The following is a 15,615-nucleotide window of genomic DNA, read 5'->3' on the forward strand; positions in this document are numbered from 1 at the left end:
CCACATCCGCCGACTCCGGCAAGTCCGTCGCATCCGACTGTTCCGCGAAGAAGGTCTCGTTCGTTTCGCCCAGCATCTGCACCACTTTCTACTTCGGACGGTGCGGTACACCACCCCAACCTTGTTCATTATCACGAACGACTGTACGATATCCTGAAAGCTCAAGCCGGGTCAAGGGGAAGCGACACGCCTGCCCGCGCAGGTATCCATTCGCGCTTGCGTGGGCGATCTGGGAAATTCGATACCGTGGCAGCTCAAGCAAATTGAAACGTCAATGGTGCGATTAGGTGTCACCACAAAACGGACTGCCCAGTGGACCACAAGCGACACCAGCGTTGGGAAATCGCGATCTCGACCCGAGCATGATGCGGGGCGCTGCACACCGCCCTCAAAGCATCGCCGCAGGCGCGAACGAAGTACCTGGCAGTAGTTCTTCTGATCACGCGGTCAAGCGCCAGCGGAGTAGCGACCGCCCCTGCCACAGCCGCCCACCGAGTTTCGCCGCAAGCTGCATCGTCACGGCACCGAACTGTTTCCACCGACGGAGGGCGGATCGGCCGCACCAGCCGGGGATCCGCCTAGACCTGGCGCGTGATCTGCGATGGCTTCCGGGAGACCATCGACCGGGAATGTAGTTCCGACCGGCGAACCCATGCGGACATCCGCGCGCATTTCGCCCCAACCGCCTCCGACCAACCGACAGCCCTGTCCGTCCGCGGATGCCGACCAGGCCTAGGCGGCGACATCTACGCGGAGATCGATACGATTCCATTCCCCGACGTCCCATAAGGACGAGCGCCCAGCCAAAGTTCGATTCAGCGTCTCGCATAACTCTCGCGCCACTAGGATCACTGAACCGCGCGAGTCGCTGGAGTGCGATCTGCACCCTGGCCTGCCTCGATGCAGTTGGGTGTCCCTGGCATTACCCCTCACAGCAGAGACTCCCACATCATCGTCGTTCCCGGTTGCATAGCCAGTGGCTCCGCTGCAGGAGCTGCGCGATGCGCGGAACGGGACATGACCTGCAAACGCACGATGATCGCCCCGCGATTTCGGCCGCGCGCAGGGACAACCGCTGGCCAACCATTGGCTGGCGGAATCGAAGAGGAGACTGACATGAAGAAGCGTGAACTGGGGAGCAGCGGCCTCGAAGTATCGTCGATCGGACTCGGCTGCATGGGGATGACCTTCGGCTATGGCCCTGCGGCCGATACCGACGAGGCTATCAAGTTGATCCGGGCGGCCGCGGAGCGCGGCGTAACGCTCTTCGACAGCGCCGAGGCCTACGGGGAAGCGAACGAGAAGCTGGTGGGCGAGGCACTCGCCCCGGTTCGCGACCAGGTCGTCATCGCCACAAAGTTCGGATTCAAGGATGGTAACGCCACCGCCGGACTGGACAGCCGGCCCGAACGGATCCGTCTTGTGGCCGAGCAGTCGCTCCAGCGTCTGCAGACCGACCACCTCGATTTGTTCTACCAGCACCGGGTGGACCCGAACGTGCCGATCGAAGACGTCGCGGGCACCGTCCGGGATCTCGTCCAGGAAGGCAAGGTCAAGCACTTCGGCCTCTCCGAGGCAGGTGCCGACATCATCCGCAGGGCCCACGCGATTCAGCCGGTAACGGCCCTGCAGAGCGAATACTCCTTGTGGTGGCGTGAGCCCGAGCAGACCATCCTGCCGACGCTGGAAGAACTCGGCATCGGCTTCGTACCGTTCAGCCCGCTCGGCAAGGGCTTCCTGACGGGCGCGATCAGCGAGGACACGAAGTTCAAGGACAACGACATCCGCAACGTCCTGCCGCGTTTCGAAGAAGAAGCACGACAAGCAAACCTTGCGCTGATCGAACTGCTGGGTGCCATCGCCGACACCAAGCAGGCAACCCGGGCCCAGATCGCCCTCGCCTGGCTGCTCGCGCAAAAGCCCTGGATCGCACCAATTCCGGGCACGACCAAGCTGCACCGTCTCGAAGAGAACATCGGCGCCGACAACGTGGAACTGACGCCCGACGACCTTCAGCGTATCGAAGCCGCCGTTGCCCAGGTCCAGATCCAGGGTGCGCGGTACACGGCGCAGCAGCAAAAGACCGTCAACCGGTAAGACGTCGGCTGGAGCGAGACCGGCACGCAATGCACAACCGCTTTCCTGACGAAGCGCCGCGCAGAACGCTTCGTCAGGAAAGGAAGCCCTCCCCGTTAGGAAGAACGTTCATGGACACGCAAGCATTCGAGGGACGTATCGCCTTGGTCACCGGCGGCACAACCGGCCTCGGCTTCGGCGCCGCCAAGCGCCTGATCGAAGAGGGAGCCACGGTCTACATCACCGGTCGGCGAAAGGACGTCCTCGACGCTGCCGCCGAAAAGCTCGGCGCCGCCGCCAATGCGATCCAGGCCGACGTCACCAGCAAGAGCGACATGCTACGTGTTGCCCACGCCATCAAGGCCGCACACGGCCGCCTCGACATTCTCTTCGCCAACGCCGGCGGCGGCCACGCAACACCCATCGAAGAGCTGACCGAAGAGCAGATCGACAGCGAACTCAGCACGAATATCAAGGGCGTCATTCTCACGGTACAAAGCATGCTGGGAACCCTGCGAGACGGCGCATCCATCGTCCTCAACGCGTCGATCACCGCAGACATGGGGCTGCCCGGATTTGCCGTCTACGCGTCGACGAAAGCAGCAGTACGCTCCCTTGCCCGAAGCTGGACGACCGATCTCAAAGACCGTGGGATTCGAGTCAACTCCATCAGCCCCGGGGTGGTGCCTACCGAAGGCTACAGCCACGAACAGAAGCTGAGCGACGAGGACATCGCCGCCTACGTCGAGCGCGTCTCACAGGAGATTCCAGCGGGACGAGTGGGGACGGCCGAAGACATCGGCGACGCCCTCGTCTTTCTGGCATCGGACGCCAGCCGCTACATCGCAGGCGTCGACCTAGTGGTCGACGGCGGCATGACACGCGTATACGCCGGCAAAAACTAACCATCCCGAGCCGCGGCACCAAGGTCTGCACCGAAAGAGGCGCGCGCCGAGGCGAGGTCCACGTAAGCGGCTGGAAAGAAGGAACACCATGAAAACTGCCAAGTCAGAAGAGCGGCACATCATTTGCGAGGTACGTAGCAAATCGCCCCACCGGGAAAAGGTCGAAGAGCTCCTACTGGACCTCGTGGGCCCGGCCCGGGAGGAGGCTGGATGCCTTTATTACGACCTTTATCAGCAATCCGACGAGCCCGACACCTTCTACATTGTTGATGGCTGGGCGTCGGCCGAAGCCATCGCCGAACACGCTGAGCATCCGAACGTGACGAGGATCGTCGAGCAGTTGCTCCCGCTGCTCGAGGCACCCCTGAAGGTCACGACAAGCAACCGGGTCAGCGACGCGAACTAGCCGCGATGGACCACACCGTTGCCGATTACTGACACTGGCCAACGTAATCCGGCAAAATTCGAAGTGATATGGATACGACTGGAGCGATTCGGGGTACCAAAAACCCGTAGGCGAGTAAGACTATTCATGTTACCGTACGGATGTTCACCATTTTGATCACTGATCCTGAGCGGCCCCGACACCTCTTCGGAGTGGTACGGCAGCACGCGGCTTGGCCGGCCGCGCTGCACGCTGCCTACTCCTGCCCGAACTGCCAACCCTTGCAGGTTTATTGACGATTGTGGAAGGTACGATGACGAGGCTCGCAGGCAAGATCGCTCTCGTGACGGGTGCTGGCGGAGGCATCGGTCGGGCGGTCTGTAACCAATTCCTGACGGAGGGTGCGCGCGTCGCCGCACTTGACATCAACGTCGACGCCGCACGGGACGCGATCGGCGCTGCAGTCGAGGACGGACGCGCAATCGCCCTCCACTGCGATGCAGGGTCGAGCGACGATGTGCGAGAGGCGATCACGCAGACGCGTGAGTTCTTCGGCTCCCTCAACGTGCTGTGCAATATCGCCGGAGGCTCGGGCGCACAGGACGGCCGCATCACGGAAGCGCCCGAGGACGAATTCTGGCGAGTGATCAGGTTGGATCTGTTCGGCACCTTCCTTGCGTGCAAGCACGGCATCCCGGAGCTGATCCGGGCCGGTGGCGGGTCCATCATCAACATGACCTCCATGGCAGCGTTGATGGCAATCCCCGACCGCGATTGCTACACCGCGGCAAAAGGCGGTGTAACGGCCTTGACCAGATCCTTGGCGGCTGGCTACGCGGAGCATTCGATCCGCGTGAACGCGATCGCTCCTGGTGTCACCTTAACCGATCGTGTGCGGGGCAATATCGATTCAAGTCCGGCCGTGAAGGCGCTTGTCGATAGGCACCTCCTTGGCCCCGTCGAGCCTGCCGACATCGCAAACATGGCCGTCTACCTGGCTTCGGACGAGTCTCGCGCCGTCACGGGCCAGATCTTCTCCGTCGACAGTGGCGTCACCATCCACTGACCGACCACGACCATCGCTGGCCCTCACCCAACCTGCCGACTCGAAGTAGCAGAACCGGACCCACGGCACCTCGGGCCGCAGCTCCAGAGGCAGCGAATACAATGGAGCCCCTCATCCGATGTCGGTGAGGGGCTCCATTCTATTTAACCTGAATTCACCGATCGACTGATGCGTCCGTGCTGAGTTTCATTGTGCGGCAACGAGCAGGTTACGGGCGTGGGTGATCGTCCGACCTGTCGTGTCGGGTTGTTCCACTGGCTCTTTCGCGTCGAGGCTGGGCAGGTATCGCGGGTGTTAGACGATGATCGGGTCGGAGCGACCGAACGCGTTCTCAAACAGCGTTATCCATGCTCTTTCCCAGGGCCAGTGTGTTGGTAGGTGCAGCGTCAGGCGTCGGGCGGAGGAGGCGATGCGTGCGGGGACCGAGACGAGGGTGCGCCGGATGGTGCCGGTGGTCGCTTTCGTCAGCTGCCGATCGCCGGTGAGGGTGCCAGCGGCGCGGGTGAGATTGAACGCCATCACCGCGCAGACGAGCCAGGCGGCGTTCGCGGTGAACCGGCTCGAGGGTAGATGCGCGAGCGCGGAGTTCTTCAGGTCCGCATGTACTTGCTCGATGATGGCGTGCTGACGGTGGAGTTTGTCGGCGGCGACGGTATCGACCTCGTCGGGGTCGGTGGTGGTGAAGAAGGCGTGGAACCGCCAGATGTCGAACAACGCGCCCTGGGCTTGGTCTTTCGTCGGGCGAAGGTCAGGGATACGCCGCACGACCAGCCGCCCCGCAATGTGGTGGGCTTTGGGCTGGGAGGCGAACGCGGTGAACGGTATCTCGGCGACCTCCGCACGCGAGATCCAGGTGTCGGTGTCCGCGTCGTAGATCGCGTTCGTGTATTCGATCGGTGTCCACGTGTCGTCGATCGATTCGATCGCTCGTTTGATGGTTTTCGTCAGCCGCACGGTGACCGAGACATCCGCGCCGGCGCGGATCGCGGCACCGATGGTGGGATGCCCGTAGAACGCGGAATCGCCTCGGACCAGGACCTTAGGCGCGCCGTCGCGGCTCGCCCCGATCGCCTGTGTCCGAAGCCGGTCGACGGTGGCCAGGGTGTCGGTGACCATCCGTGCTGCCCCGCGCGGCGATCCGACCGCCCCGCGGCGCAGCCGCTGGCCGACGATCACCGGCGCGCAGGTGTCGGTGGTGACCGTGGTGATCAATGCGTTGAGCCCGCGCACGCCGGAGTAGCCGTATCCGGAGCCTTCCTTGCCGTGCCCGTGGACCTCGATGATCGTGTCGTCGATATCGACCAGCACCCGCCCGGTGTCGATGCCGGCCACCACCGGGGCCTTCTCGGCGAGAGCGCACAGGAATCGCGAGGCGACGGCGTCGAGTTGGCGGACGTGCCCGAAGGTGAACTGGCGGAGAAACGATCCCAGCGTCGACGGTGCACAGGGGCGGTCGAAGACCGTCCCCATCGCCCCGTGCCGCAGGATCGCCAGGTCGGCGATGCTGTCGGCGCCTCCGACCATCCCAGCGACCAGGGACCCGATCTTGCGGCCGGCGTGGGCGCCCTTGTCGGTCGGCACGCTCAGGTGCTGGTCGGCGAGGGTGAGCAGGCCGCTGGCCTGCGCCAATGCCATCACCGGGACCAGACCCGCGGTCGACACGAGATTCGGGTCGTCGAACCTGGCCGCGGCGACGGGTCGGGTGTGAGATAGTTGCATCCGCGAGATGCCCTTCTGTGTGGCTGAATCTGACCCTAGAGAAGTCTTATTCTTCCACTACGACAGGGCATTTCGCCTTTATGACACTCTCAGGCGCTCATACCAATCGGTGCATCCAGGCTTAATGGGCCTGCCAGATCTGGCGGCGTGCGACGGCGGGCGCATGAGTCACCACACGACCTTCACAATGCTCAGTAGTTCTGCGCAGCAACTCACCTTACTCCCTTACGTCTCCCAGTCTGCGATCGAGTGGCGCACGGGGAGACGTGCGGGCGGGTCGGAATTGGCGTCCCACTTGGACCGTCACCTGAGGGACGAGCCTCCGCCGGCCCGGGCAATGGTTTGGGCGGGGTTGCCTCCGGACCCGGCCTCGGGACGGAAGAGGCTTTGACCCCCGTCGACGGGCAACGAGGCTCCTGTGACGAAGGCAGAGGCCTCGGAAGCTAGGAAGAGGGCAGCTTCTGCCACGTCCCGAGACCGTCCGGACCGTGGAAGTGGCTGCATACCTACGAATGCGTCGACGTCCAGAACAGAAGCGTCGAGCGGCGCCCCTCCTTCGAGGAGGCCACCCCAAATCGGGGTGGGGATCGACCCGGGCACGATCGTGTTGACGCGTATGAGGTGGTCGGCCAGCTTGAGTGCCGTGAACTCTCCGAGACTCAGCACAGCTGCCTTTGCGACGGAGTAGGCGTAATGACCGGACCCTCCCAGAGCGGTTGCCGCGGTGGACGATGTCAGGATGATCGAACCTCCCCCGCGCTCCTTCATTGGCGCAACCGAGTGTTTGACGACCAGCATGGCGCTCCGAACCAGCAGCGAGTGCGTCTGGTCCCAGCCCCCCACCGAAACCGTCTCGACCGTGCCCGTGTCACCAACAGCCCCCGCACTGTGGTAAGCGATGTCAAGACCACCGAAGTGACGGACGGCCTGTGCCACCGACCTCTCGATGTCCGATTCCTCACGCACGTCGCAGGCACTGAACGACACTCGGTCGCCGAACTGTTGCTCCAGGGCGCGACCGGGCTCCTCCTGAATGTCTGCGACGAGAACATGAGCGCCCTCCTCGACGAACAGGTGGCAGGCTGCCAGACCTAAACCGGATGCGCCGCCGGTGATCAGTGCCACTTTTCCATTGAGCCGGCCCGACATGGATTTCATTGCCTCCTCGATAGTGCGTACCCGCCCCACAGCGGAGTCATCTCGGGCAGCGCGTGTCCAGTACGAACACACGCTCGGCGACCCGACGGGTTGGTCAGCGTGTGCGGTTTCGCCGCGTACGCGGTGCGCTACGTGTGCCACTCCTTCGGTGTGACGAACAGTGCGTCGATTTCGGCGACGACGGTGGGGCCATCCTTGAGTTCGCCGAAAATGAACTGCTTCCGGCCTTCGATTCGGTCTGTCCATCCCGCAAACGCGAGTTCGGTGGACACCTTAGCCATCGAACGGAAGTTGACCTTGAGGTACGCAGTGCGGGTCCGCACCTTGCCACCTCGCAACGAGATCCACCCCAATACTTCGTCGAACAGCAGCGCGATCGCACCACCGTGGACCGAACCCAATTGCTTCGACTCTTCCCCGTTACCCATATAGAACGGGCCGAAGGTGCAGCGACCACGTACTCGATCCTCGTCCATGAAGTCGACCTCATACGCAGGAACGAAGCGTTGCTGGCTCTCGGTAGCCGCCGTCTCGTTACCGACACTGCCGTCGCGGATCCCGAGCGAAGTCAGTCGCTCCAACTCCGAAAGATGCTTATCAATCTCTGACCAGTCGGTACCCGCCGTGGCCGGGGCGGCAAGCTGCGCCGCCAACCCCTCGAGCCTGGCCACCCGACCGGTCGCCGTGATGTCCCTGATGCCGCGATCCGCGTGCTGCAGCGACGTGTCGCTCCCGACGTCGCGATGGTTCGAGTTTCTGCTCTCGTTGGACATGTCCTACCTTCCGTCCGACATGACTGGGACGCTATTAACTTCCACTGCCCCGCTCAACCGCTCTACGAGCATTTTCTTATCGTGCTTCCCGACCGATGTGAGCGGAATGGCGTCGACGAAGACAACCGACTTGGGGGCGTTAACCGACCCTTTCTTGCCTTTTACCAGCGCGATCACCTCGTCCGTCAGCGCTGTGCGCTTAACATCCCCGTCGACGACCAACACTGCGGTGACCTTCTCGCCCCACTTCTCGTCCGGCAGGCCGACCACACAGCACTCCTTGACCAAGGGGTGCGTGTCGAGCACGTCTTCGACCTCACGCGGGTAGACATTGAAGCCCCCCGAAATGATCACGTCCTTCTTCCGGCCCGTAATGTGTAGGTAGCCGGCGGCGTCCCGGCGTCCCAAATCTCCTGTGTGCAGCCACCCACTTCGCATCGCGGCTTCGGTCTCCTCGGGCTTGTTTAGGTATCCGAGGAAGGAGTGCGGGCCGCGGACGAGGATCTCACCGAGTTCGCCGACCGGCACTTCCATGCAGTCCTCGTCGCCAATCCTCACCTCCGCTACGGCCACGGACCGCCCGGCTGCCGTCAGGAGAGCAGAGTTGTCAATGGCCGCAGCATGATCCGCCTTGCCCAGCACGCTGATTTGCGCGAAAACCTCGGTCTGTCCGTACGACTGAATGAGGATCGGACCGAACGCGCTGAGTGCCCGGCTCAAGGTACCCGGAGTGATCGGCGAAGCGCCATACACGATGGTACGAAGGCTCGAGATGTCCGTCACGCCGAGGAGCGGGCTGTCAAGGAGCACTCCCAACATCGTCGGAACGAGGATGGTGCTGGTGATTCGTTCCTGTGCAACCGTCCGAAGCAGACGCTCGGCATCGAAGCCACGCAGCAAATAGTTGCATCCGCCTCTCAACCAGACAGGTAGCATCGCCGCCACCCCACTGTGGGTCAAAGGACAGACGTGGGCGTGGCGCTCGCCAGGCGCGAAATCGAACTCGAGGGCACAACTGAGCAGTGTGGTGAGCGCTGTGTTGTGGGAGTGGACTACACCCTTCGGCATGCCGGTCGTGCCGCCGGTGTATTGAATCCACACGGGGGCTGCAGGGTCGACGTCCTGTGGCGCCGCTGCGTCCCGCGGATACTGCGAGAGGTCGAGTGCAGGCGCGTCGCTTTGTGAGGTGCCTACGGTGAGTACGTGGTCGAGCGAGAGCCCATCGACGACCTGCCGAACGTGCTCGGCTGTGGCTCCGTGGTAAAGCAAAGTGGTGACGCCGGCGTCGGTGAGCATGTATCGGTGGTCCGCGACGGCGAGCTTCATGTTGAGCGGCACCGTGGTGATGCCCGCCCACATGCTGCCGTACATGGCGAGTACGAGGTCTGCCGTGTCCTTCATTGCGATGCCGATACTGTCGCCGGGCCGCAGACCAAGGTCGCGCAGCGCCTGTCCGATTGCACGGAACTCGCCGACCACGTCGGAGTAGTTCAGCCGCAGGTCACCGTCGACGAGCGCCGGCTCCAGCGGAAAGCGCGAAGCGAGCGAGTCGAGAACATTGCCGAACGTGCGTCCGTGCATGTGCGCTCCTTTCCGAACGAAACGGGATTGGGAGATCGTGAGAGGATCAGAGGTAGGTGAAGGTTCGACGTCCCTGGGACGTCACAAGGCGACCGAACCTCAACCCGGGGAAGTGGCCCGCGGCGATGGCATCGCCGGCGTCGGCGGCTTCGTTCACCACCCGATCTCTGACGACGCGTGCGGCATCCGGATCCAGGTCGTAGAGCCCGTGCCACTCCGGATCCGTCATCTCGGCAACTGAATGAACAACGTCTCCGAGCAATAGGGCTCGTTCACCACCGTCAGCGACGACGAAGACAGTGGACCCCGGAGTGTGGCCGGGAGCGGGACGTGCGATTACTCCGGGGGCAATCTCGGTCTCGGCGTCGAAAGTCTCGAGCTGGGGTGCCAAGGGCGAGAGTTTCCGAATGGCACCGGGCACCGCTGACGGACTGGTCACGAAGTGCTCCCAATCATCTTCGTGCACACGGTAGGTCGCGTTGGGGAACATCACCTTTCCCTGCTGGGTCGCCCACCCCACGTGGTCGTAGTGCAGGTGGGTGAACACGACATCGGTGATCTCGTCGAGTTCGACCCCGAGACGGCGCAAGCTGTCCGGCAGTTGCCCTCCAGACCGGTGCTCGCTAGTGGCGGTACCTATACCTGCGTCGACCAGCAAGGTACGTCCTGCCGTGCGAATGAGGTGGCCACCAAAGTCGAGCTGGAGCCGACCGTGCTTGTCGGTCGGATGAGCGGGGCAATCCCATTCGACTTCGACCTCGCGACCGACCACCTCGGTGCGGGGCTCGTGTCCCGTGCCGTCGACCACGGGCGCGATCTCAATGGCTCCGATCTTCATCAGTTTCTCTTCTCTGTCTGAGCTGGGTGCCTTCGCGGTCCCCGCTCCCCGACTGTGTGCGTGTTCAAGCCGTTGGCACCGGGTCAGTGTTCGTCTCGGGGATTGCAATGGGCTGTTGTTCGGTCGGGCCCGCCAATCGCCGAATGATCCTCCGGGTTTCGGCGATTGCGGCAGGGTCACCGGCACAGAGAGCCCGGAGGTACGTCTCGCTGTCCGTCGCCAGGTCGTCAGTGCACCGCTCGATCAGGCCCCAATCCTCGGCCTCACGTGCAGACACGCGCATGCCGGACAGCAGGAAGCGATTGGTGCGACCGGATCCTATGAGGTCGACCAGGCGGACAGTCGACCACTCTTCGTACACGATGCCGAGACTGGCACTCGGCACGGCGAAAGTTGCTGACGAAGAGGCGAATCGAACGTCACACGCGAGCGCGACACTACAGCCGGCACCGATGCAGGGGCCGTCAATAACCGCGACGGTGGGACGCGGGAACTTTCGGACCGCGGCCAAGGCTCGAAAGGCCCACTCGTGATACTCCTCCGACAGACTCCCGTCACGATTCCGGATCGAACGAAGATCCGCGCCCGCAGAAAATGTGCCTCCAGAGCCCTGAATGGCCAAGGCTCTGATGTCTTCTCTCTGGCCAAGTGCGGTCAGTGCCACGTGGATGGAATCCCACATTTCCGCGGTGATCGCATTCCGTTTCTCTGCGCGCTTGAAGGTCACCCACGCAACCGAATCGTGCTCAGCGATCTCGACGCCTGAGTCCATCATGCGGCTCTGCTGCCTTTCGTAAGCGATTCGACCCGTCTCCGAATCGGCTTTTGTGCCTGCGGCGAACACGGATGGATTTGAACTGTCCGGTGGCGGCCTCGGGGCTATGGCCATAATCCCACCGCTCTGGTTGACCTTGGCGGAAGGAATGAAGAGCGCCGCCTTCGCCCATCTGCTGCTGGCCGGCGGCAGACAGTCTTTGTGCGTCGCGTCCTTCGGCTGGAAGAACTTCAACTCTCGCTGGAGCCTCGGGGACCGTCGCGGATCCAGCTTGCGCAACGGTTCCACTCGCAAATGTTCCCTATTACGAATATCCGTACGTTATAGCGAATATGCACGGCGGTCAAGACCCTCTTCCAACCTGAATCTAGACATGCCGGCGTCGAGAGCGTCGATCCAAACAACGTCCGGATCCAAACAACGTCCGACAGAACATCTTCATGCCAGGCTCCACGACCCGACACTTGCCGGTCAGCACCCAGAGACCTGAAGCACCCCACCCGAAAGAGCTGTGATCACGACACGAACCTCACCCGACACCGGTGTCCGAGCTTGCCGAACGACGTGCGATACAGAGGATTGGAGCTAGTGCCCGGAGATGGCTGGGCCGCGAATCCCCGCAGAGCCACGAACCCATGTCGTCGGCTCGTGGACACTCCCCATCCTGAGGGTGAGCAGCCACCAGTCGACGCGTCCACCGACCATCCCCTTAGACCTGGGCGCGTGGCTTTGTCTTCACCCTGGGCAGTTCTAGCTCGGTGAACTCCTCGAGGTCCAGGTGGCGACCTTCCTGCAGTCTGGATACTGCAATCGCCGAGACGACCAGCACCGCAAGCGTGAACAGCATGACGAGGTTTGTTCCCCCGGATGCCGCCAACACCGTCGCAATGAACGGGGCCGGTGCAGAAAAGAGCAGATTGGCAAAGTTGTAGGACAAAGCGGCGCCGGAGAATCGGCTCTCGGTCGGGAATTGCTCCGCAAACAGCGCCGGTTGTGCACCACTGAGGAACTGAACAGAGCTCAGCAGAAACGCCACGATGAGCCCCGCAACCAGAACACCCGACCCCGCAACAGTGAAGAACAGCGCAACACCCACGAACGTCCCACCGATTCCGCCCATCATGATCGCCTTGCGGCCGATCCGATCGGCAAGCACACCGCCCGCGATGCAACCAAGTGCCGATATGCCGTTGCCTACCATGAGGATCAAGAAGGTCACATCCTTGGACAGGCCGATCTCCTTTGTCAGGTAATTGAGGCCGTACACCACCACGAGGTAGAAGGCGAGCGCAGGACCACCCCAGCCGAGTGTCAGCAGAATGACTTTGCGCGGATGCGTCACGAGCACTCGCAGACCCTGGGCGCGCGACTGTTCGACTTGCGGCTCGAGTTCTCGGTTCGCGACAAAGGCCGGGGTCTCCTCGAGCTTGACACGAATGAAGACTGCGACCGCCACGACCAGGATGCTCCCGAAGAACGGAAGTCGCCATCCCCACGCCTGGAATTGATCGTCGGAAAGGACTGCGGTCAGTACGACGAGGGAGAGATTAGCCATGACCTGGCTGATCGGGGCGCCCATCACGATGAACGAACCCAGGAGCCCGCGTCGACTCTTGTCACCATGCTCCATGGTCATCAGCTGATTCCCGATGGCCTCGCCCCCGAGCGAGAAGCCCTGAAGGAAACGTAGCGCTACCAGTACCACCGCGATGCCGATGCCCTTGCCGGTGGGCAGGGCGCCGATCAAAATCGACCCTCCCCCCATCAACATCAGCGTGAGGAAGAGAACGGGCCTGCGACCAATCTTATCGCCAAGGTGACCGAAGAAGACGGCACCGAGCGGTCGAGCCACGAAGCCAACACCAAAGGTGGCAAACGACGCAAGCAGTCCCCCAGTTGGGCCGAGATCCTTGAAGAAGAGTGCCGGGAAAACTGTGGCGGCAAGCGCCCCATACAGAGCGAAATCGAAATACTCCAGGGCCGAACCCAACGTACCGCTCACGGCAGCACGAATTTCCATGCGCCGGAACGGCGGGCGCCCACCGGTCGTCGATGTCGGCGGCGAATCCTGTTCCGAAGGTGAAGAAGATGTCATGAGTTGCTCCTGTCTCATCCAAGCCTGAAGAACGCCGACTCGAGGCCCGCACCAAGGTTCCATATGCATCGAAGATTCCCGGCAAGCACTGGAATTGACGCCGGTCCAGGGAATTTGCGAAATGCAGGAACGCGCCGCTACATCAGTAGATACCCAACATGCCTCTGTACATTGCGCGTAGCCGTCCTCGAAGACGCCGGGTTAAGATGCGACCCCTGCCAACTGGACCGATGGACGACAGTTTCCCGAGAGCTTCGCCTGGGTCAGGCTGCCGGCGACGGGGATGAGTTCTTAGCTACGAGTGTTGAACGCGAGGGTCCGCGTCCTTCGAGTGGTGAGGTCTCTGGTCGGCCTGGGCATCAGTGGTGAGGGGCGTATCGGCCACGCGAGTGCCTCTCGAACGACACTCGCGGCCACGCGCCTTCCCTTTGACGGCATTCCGTATTTCGAATGGATGTACGGTATAACGACTGCGTGCGGGGGTCAAGGGCCTTGGCGGAGACCGAGGCGGATGCCCGTTGGGGCCGCGAGAAGCGATCCGGCCACCGAGACGCCGCGGCGCGCTGCGCTTTCGTCGGCCACGATCGACCAGACTGTCATGGTGGCAACTTCGCGAACCCGTCGCCAGCCCAGTCGCCAACGTCGGTGCGCACGATCAGCTGCGCCAGCGCTTCAGGCGGCGATCGCGTGTCACGGCGCTACGAACCGGAATCGGTGCAGACAGCTGTCCGCAACGGCCCGAAGGTACCCCTTGACGAAGCGCAGGCCTTCGCAATACCGTATAGCCGTACAGAATATCGTTCCATTCCGACTCCGCCTATGAGATGCCAGTCACAGTGCCGCCTGTCCCGCCCGTCCGATCGACGCCCGGACAGGTCAACGAGGTCGCAATCGCTTCGACCAGAAGTCGAACCGCTCGGTGCACTCCATACCCTGCGAAGAACACTGAATGCCTCTGTCCCGCAACGTAACGACGGCACCGTCGGCTCCGCTCGCCCAGTCGAGCCCAGACATTGCACCGGTCGCACCGCCGCTCCGGGACGCCCGAGCAGAAGCGCTCGGCAGCCTGAAGAGCCTTCAATTCGAGAGCTGAAACACCTTAGGAGTAGTGACACATGTCTGAGCTTGACCAGATCATCTTGGATGCGGTCGACCGACAGGATCTACCCTTCGCAGTCGCGATGGTCGCCAACAGCGAGGAAGTCCTGTGGGAAGGCAGCGCGGGCCAGGCCAACGCATCGAAGCCCGCCGGCCTCGAAACCTATTTCCGACTGTTCTCCATGAGCAAGGCCGTCGGCAGTCTGGCGGCAATGATGATGATCGATCGAGGGAAGGCGACGCTGGACACTGCGGTCGTGGATGTCCTCCCCGAGTTCAATAAGTTGCTCGTCCTCGAATCAATGGGGCCCGACGGTCCGGTTTACCGGGCACCCCGACGCCCTGTCACTCTCCGGCACCTCCTGACCCACACCTCAGGCGTTGTCTACGGCGAGTACAACACCAAGATGCTCGAGTACCAGACAACAATGGGCACGCCTCACATCTTCGCCGGCACGATCGAGTCCATGAACTACCCGCTGATGTTCGACCCCGGGGACGAGTGGGCTTACGGCATCGGGCTCGACTGGGCCGGCCGGATAGTCCAGCAACTCGACGGGCGGACGATCGACAGGTTCTGTCACGAAGAGATCTTCGCGCCACTGGGCATGCTGGACACCGCCTTCGAAGCAGACGCTCGAAGCGAGAATCTGGCCGATGTGGTCCTCCGGGGACCGGACGAGCGATTCACTCCGATGGAACTCTCTGCCCCGTCGCAGCCGGAGATCTACGGGATGGGCTCAGCACTTTACGGGACCGCCCCTGACTACATCCGATTCCTGCGAACGGTCCTGAACCGCGGTGAGCTCGACGGGCATCGCGTCATCAGTCCTGAGGCTATCGAGCCGATGTTCGTCAACCAGATCGGTGACATGAGCCTTCCGGTCATGAAGTCTCTCGCCCAGGACATCGCCGTCGACGTCGAACTCTTCCCCGGGTACCGCAAGACCCACACCGCCGGCTTCGTGCGGATGGAGGCTGCCGTACCCGGCATGCGCAGCGTGGGCTCACTGACGTGGGCAGGTGTGTGCAACACGCACTATTGGATCGACCCCCTGCGTGTCAGGCTGAGTTGAGTCCAACGGTTCACAGCAATCCCGCCTGCAGGGCGAGATACGGATCAACCCGACAATGACAATTTCCAGC

At 62.6% G+C, this 15,615-nt stretch carries 12 protein-coding genes; 5 read left to right on the plus strand and 7 right to left on the minus strand.

From position 1 onward, the window contains the following. Nucleotides 1-1,116 precede the first annotated feature (1,116 nt). The 4 genes from ACH49N_RS38465 (at nt 1,117) to ACH49N_RS38480 (ending at nt 4,432) form a co-directional block, all read left to right on the plus strand. A complete protein-coding gene (locus tag ACH49N_RS38465; protein ID WP_358278646.1) occupies nt 1,117-2,097 on the plus strand; it encodes an aldo/keto reductase in 981 nt (326 codons plus the stop codon). A 110-nt stretch (nt 2,098-2,207) separates the two neighbouring features. Next, the gene (locus ACH49N_RS38470; protein ID WP_358278648.1) at nt 2,208-2,981 is read left to right on the plus strand and encodes an SDR family oxidoreductase; all 774 of its coding nucleotides are present in this window, start codon (nt 2,208-2,210) and stop codon (nt 2,979-2,981) included. An 88-nt stretch (nt 2,982-3,069) separates the two neighbouring features. Continuing rightward, nucleotides 3,070-3,387 carry a putative quinol monooxygenase gene (locus ACH49N_RS38475; protein WP_358278650.1) on the plus strand — a complete coding sequence of 106 codons (318 nt, stop codon included), beginning with the start codon at nt 3,070-3,072 and terminating at the stop codon, nt 3,385-3,387. A 211-nt stretch (nt 3,388-3,598) separates the two neighbouring features. Then, the gene (locus ACH49N_RS38480) at nt 3,599-4,432 is read left to right on the plus strand and encodes an SDR family oxidoreductase (RefSeq protein WP_358278652.1); all 834 of its coding nucleotides are present in this window, start codon (nt 3,599-3,601) and stop codon (nt 4,430-4,432) included. A gap of 294 nt (nt 4,433-4,726) precedes the next feature. On the opposite strand, the gene ACH49N_RS38485 is transcribed toward ACH49N_RS38480, so the two are convergent. The 7 genes from ACH49N_RS38485 to ACH49N_RS38515 form a co-directional block, all read right to left on the minus strand. After that, nucleotides 4,727-6,151, minus strand: a complete 1,425-nt coding sequence (locus ACH49N_RS38485; protein ID WP_358278654.1) for an IS1380 family transposase — start codon at nt 6,149-6,151, stop codon at nt 4,727-4,729. A 303-nt stretch (nt 6,152-6,454) separates the two neighbouring features. Then, nucleotides 6,455-7,309 carry an SDR family NAD(P)-dependent oxidoreductase gene (locus ACH49N_RS38490; RefSeq protein WP_358278656.1) on the minus strand — a complete coding sequence of 285 codons (855 nt, stop codon included), beginning with the start codon at nt 7,307-7,309 and terminating at the stop codon, nt 6,455-6,457. Between the two features lie 128 nt (nt 7,310-7,437). After that, complete coding sequence (locus ACH49N_RS38495; protein ID WP_358278658.1) at nt 7,438-8,082, minus strand: PaaI family thioesterase; 645 nt, start codon at nt 8,080-8,082, stop codon at nt 7,438-7,440. 3 nt (nt 8,083-8,085) lie between these two features. Then, nucleotides 8,086-9,663, minus strand: coding sequence for an AMP-binding protein (locus ACH49N_RS38500; protein ID WP_358278660.1), 1,578 nt, complete (start codon nt 9,661-9,663; stop codon nt 8,086-8,088). Nucleotides 9,664-9,709: 46 nt separating this feature from the next. Continuing rightward, entirely contained in the window at nt 9,710-10,501 is a 792-nt protein-coding gene (locus ACH49N_RS38505) for an MBL fold metallo-hydrolase (RefSeq protein WP_358278662.1), read from the minus strand. 64 nt (nt 10,502-10,565) lie between these two features. After that, nucleotides 10,566-11,390, minus strand: coding sequence for an enoyl-CoA hydratase/isomerase family protein (locus ACH49N_RS38510; protein ID WP_358278664.1), 825 nt, complete (start codon nt 11,388-11,390; stop codon nt 10,566-10,568). Nucleotides 11,391-11,985: 595 nt separating this feature from the next. Further along, nucleotides 11,986-13,389, minus strand: a complete 1,404-nt coding sequence (locus tag ACH49N_RS38515) for an MFS transporter (RefSeq protein ID WP_358278666.1) — start codon at nt 13,387-13,389, stop codon at nt 11,986-11,988. Between the two features lie 1,097 nt (nt 13,390-14,486). Here ACH49N_RS38515 and ACH49N_RS38520 point away from each other — a divergent pair. Then, the gene (locus ACH49N_RS38520; protein WP_358278668.1) at nt 14,487-15,545 is read left to right on the plus strand and encodes a serine hydrolase domain-containing protein; all 1,059 of its coding nucleotides are present in this window, start codon (nt 14,487-14,489) and stop codon (nt 15,543-15,545) included. The last annotated feature ends 70 nt before the right edge of the window (nt 15,546-15,615 follow it).

The organism is Rhodococcus sp. NPDC019647 (assembly GCF_044389235.1).
Taxonomy (GTDB): Bacteria; Actinomycetota; Actinomycetes; order Mycobacteriales; family Mycobacteriaceae; genus Rhodococcus_F; species Rhodococcus_F oxybenzonivorans.

What these genes read in the sequence shown, in the direction of transcription:
- ACH49N_RS38520 (WP_358278668.1), top strand. Translation starts at nt 14,487, where the DNA reads ATGTCTGAGCTTGACCAGATCATCTTGGATGCGGTCGACCGACAGGAT.
- ACH49N_RS38495 (WP_358278658.1), bottom strand. Translation starts at nt 8,082, where the DNA reads ATGTCCAACGAGAGCAGAAACTCGAACCATCGCGACGTCGGGAGCGAC.
- ACH49N_RS38465 (WP_358278646.1), top strand. Translation starts at nt 1,117, where the DNA reads ATGAAGAAGCGTGAACTGGGGAGCAGCGGCCTCGAAGTATCGTCGATC.
- ACH49N_RS38515 (WP_358278666.1), bottom strand. Translation starts at nt 13,389, where the DNA reads ATGAGACAGGAGCAACTCATGACATCTTCTTCACCTTCGGAACAGGAT.
- ACH49N_RS38490 (WP_358278656.1), bottom strand. Translation starts at nt 7,309, where the DNA reads ATGAAATCCATGTCGGGCCGGCTCAATGGAAAAGTGGCACTGATCACC.
- ACH49N_RS38510 (WP_358278664.1), bottom strand. Translation starts at nt 11,390, where the DNA reads ATGGCCATAGCCCCGAGGCCGCCACCGGACAGTTCAAATCCATCCGTG.
- ACH49N_RS38500 (WP_358278660.1), bottom strand. Translation starts at nt 9,663, where the DNA reads ATGCACGGACGCACGTTCGGCAATGTTCTCGACTCGCTCGCTTCGCGC.
- ACH49N_RS38485 (WP_358278654.1), bottom strand. Translation starts at nt 6,151, where the DNA reads ATGCAACTATCTCACACCCGACCCGTCGCCGCGGCCAGGTTCGACGAC.
- ACH49N_RS38505 (WP_358278662.1), bottom strand. Translation starts at nt 10,501, where the DNA reads ATGAAGATCGGAGCCATTGAGATCGCGCCCGTGGTCGACGGCACGGGA.
- ACH49N_RS38475 (WP_358278650.1), top strand. Translation starts at nt 3,070, where the DNA reads ATGAAAACTGCCAAGTCAGAAGAGCGGCACATCATTTGCGAGGTACGT.
- ACH49N_RS38470 (WP_358278648.1), top strand. Translation starts at nt 2,208, where the DNA reads ATGGACACGCAAGCATTCGAGGGACGTATCGCCTTGGTCACCGGCGGC.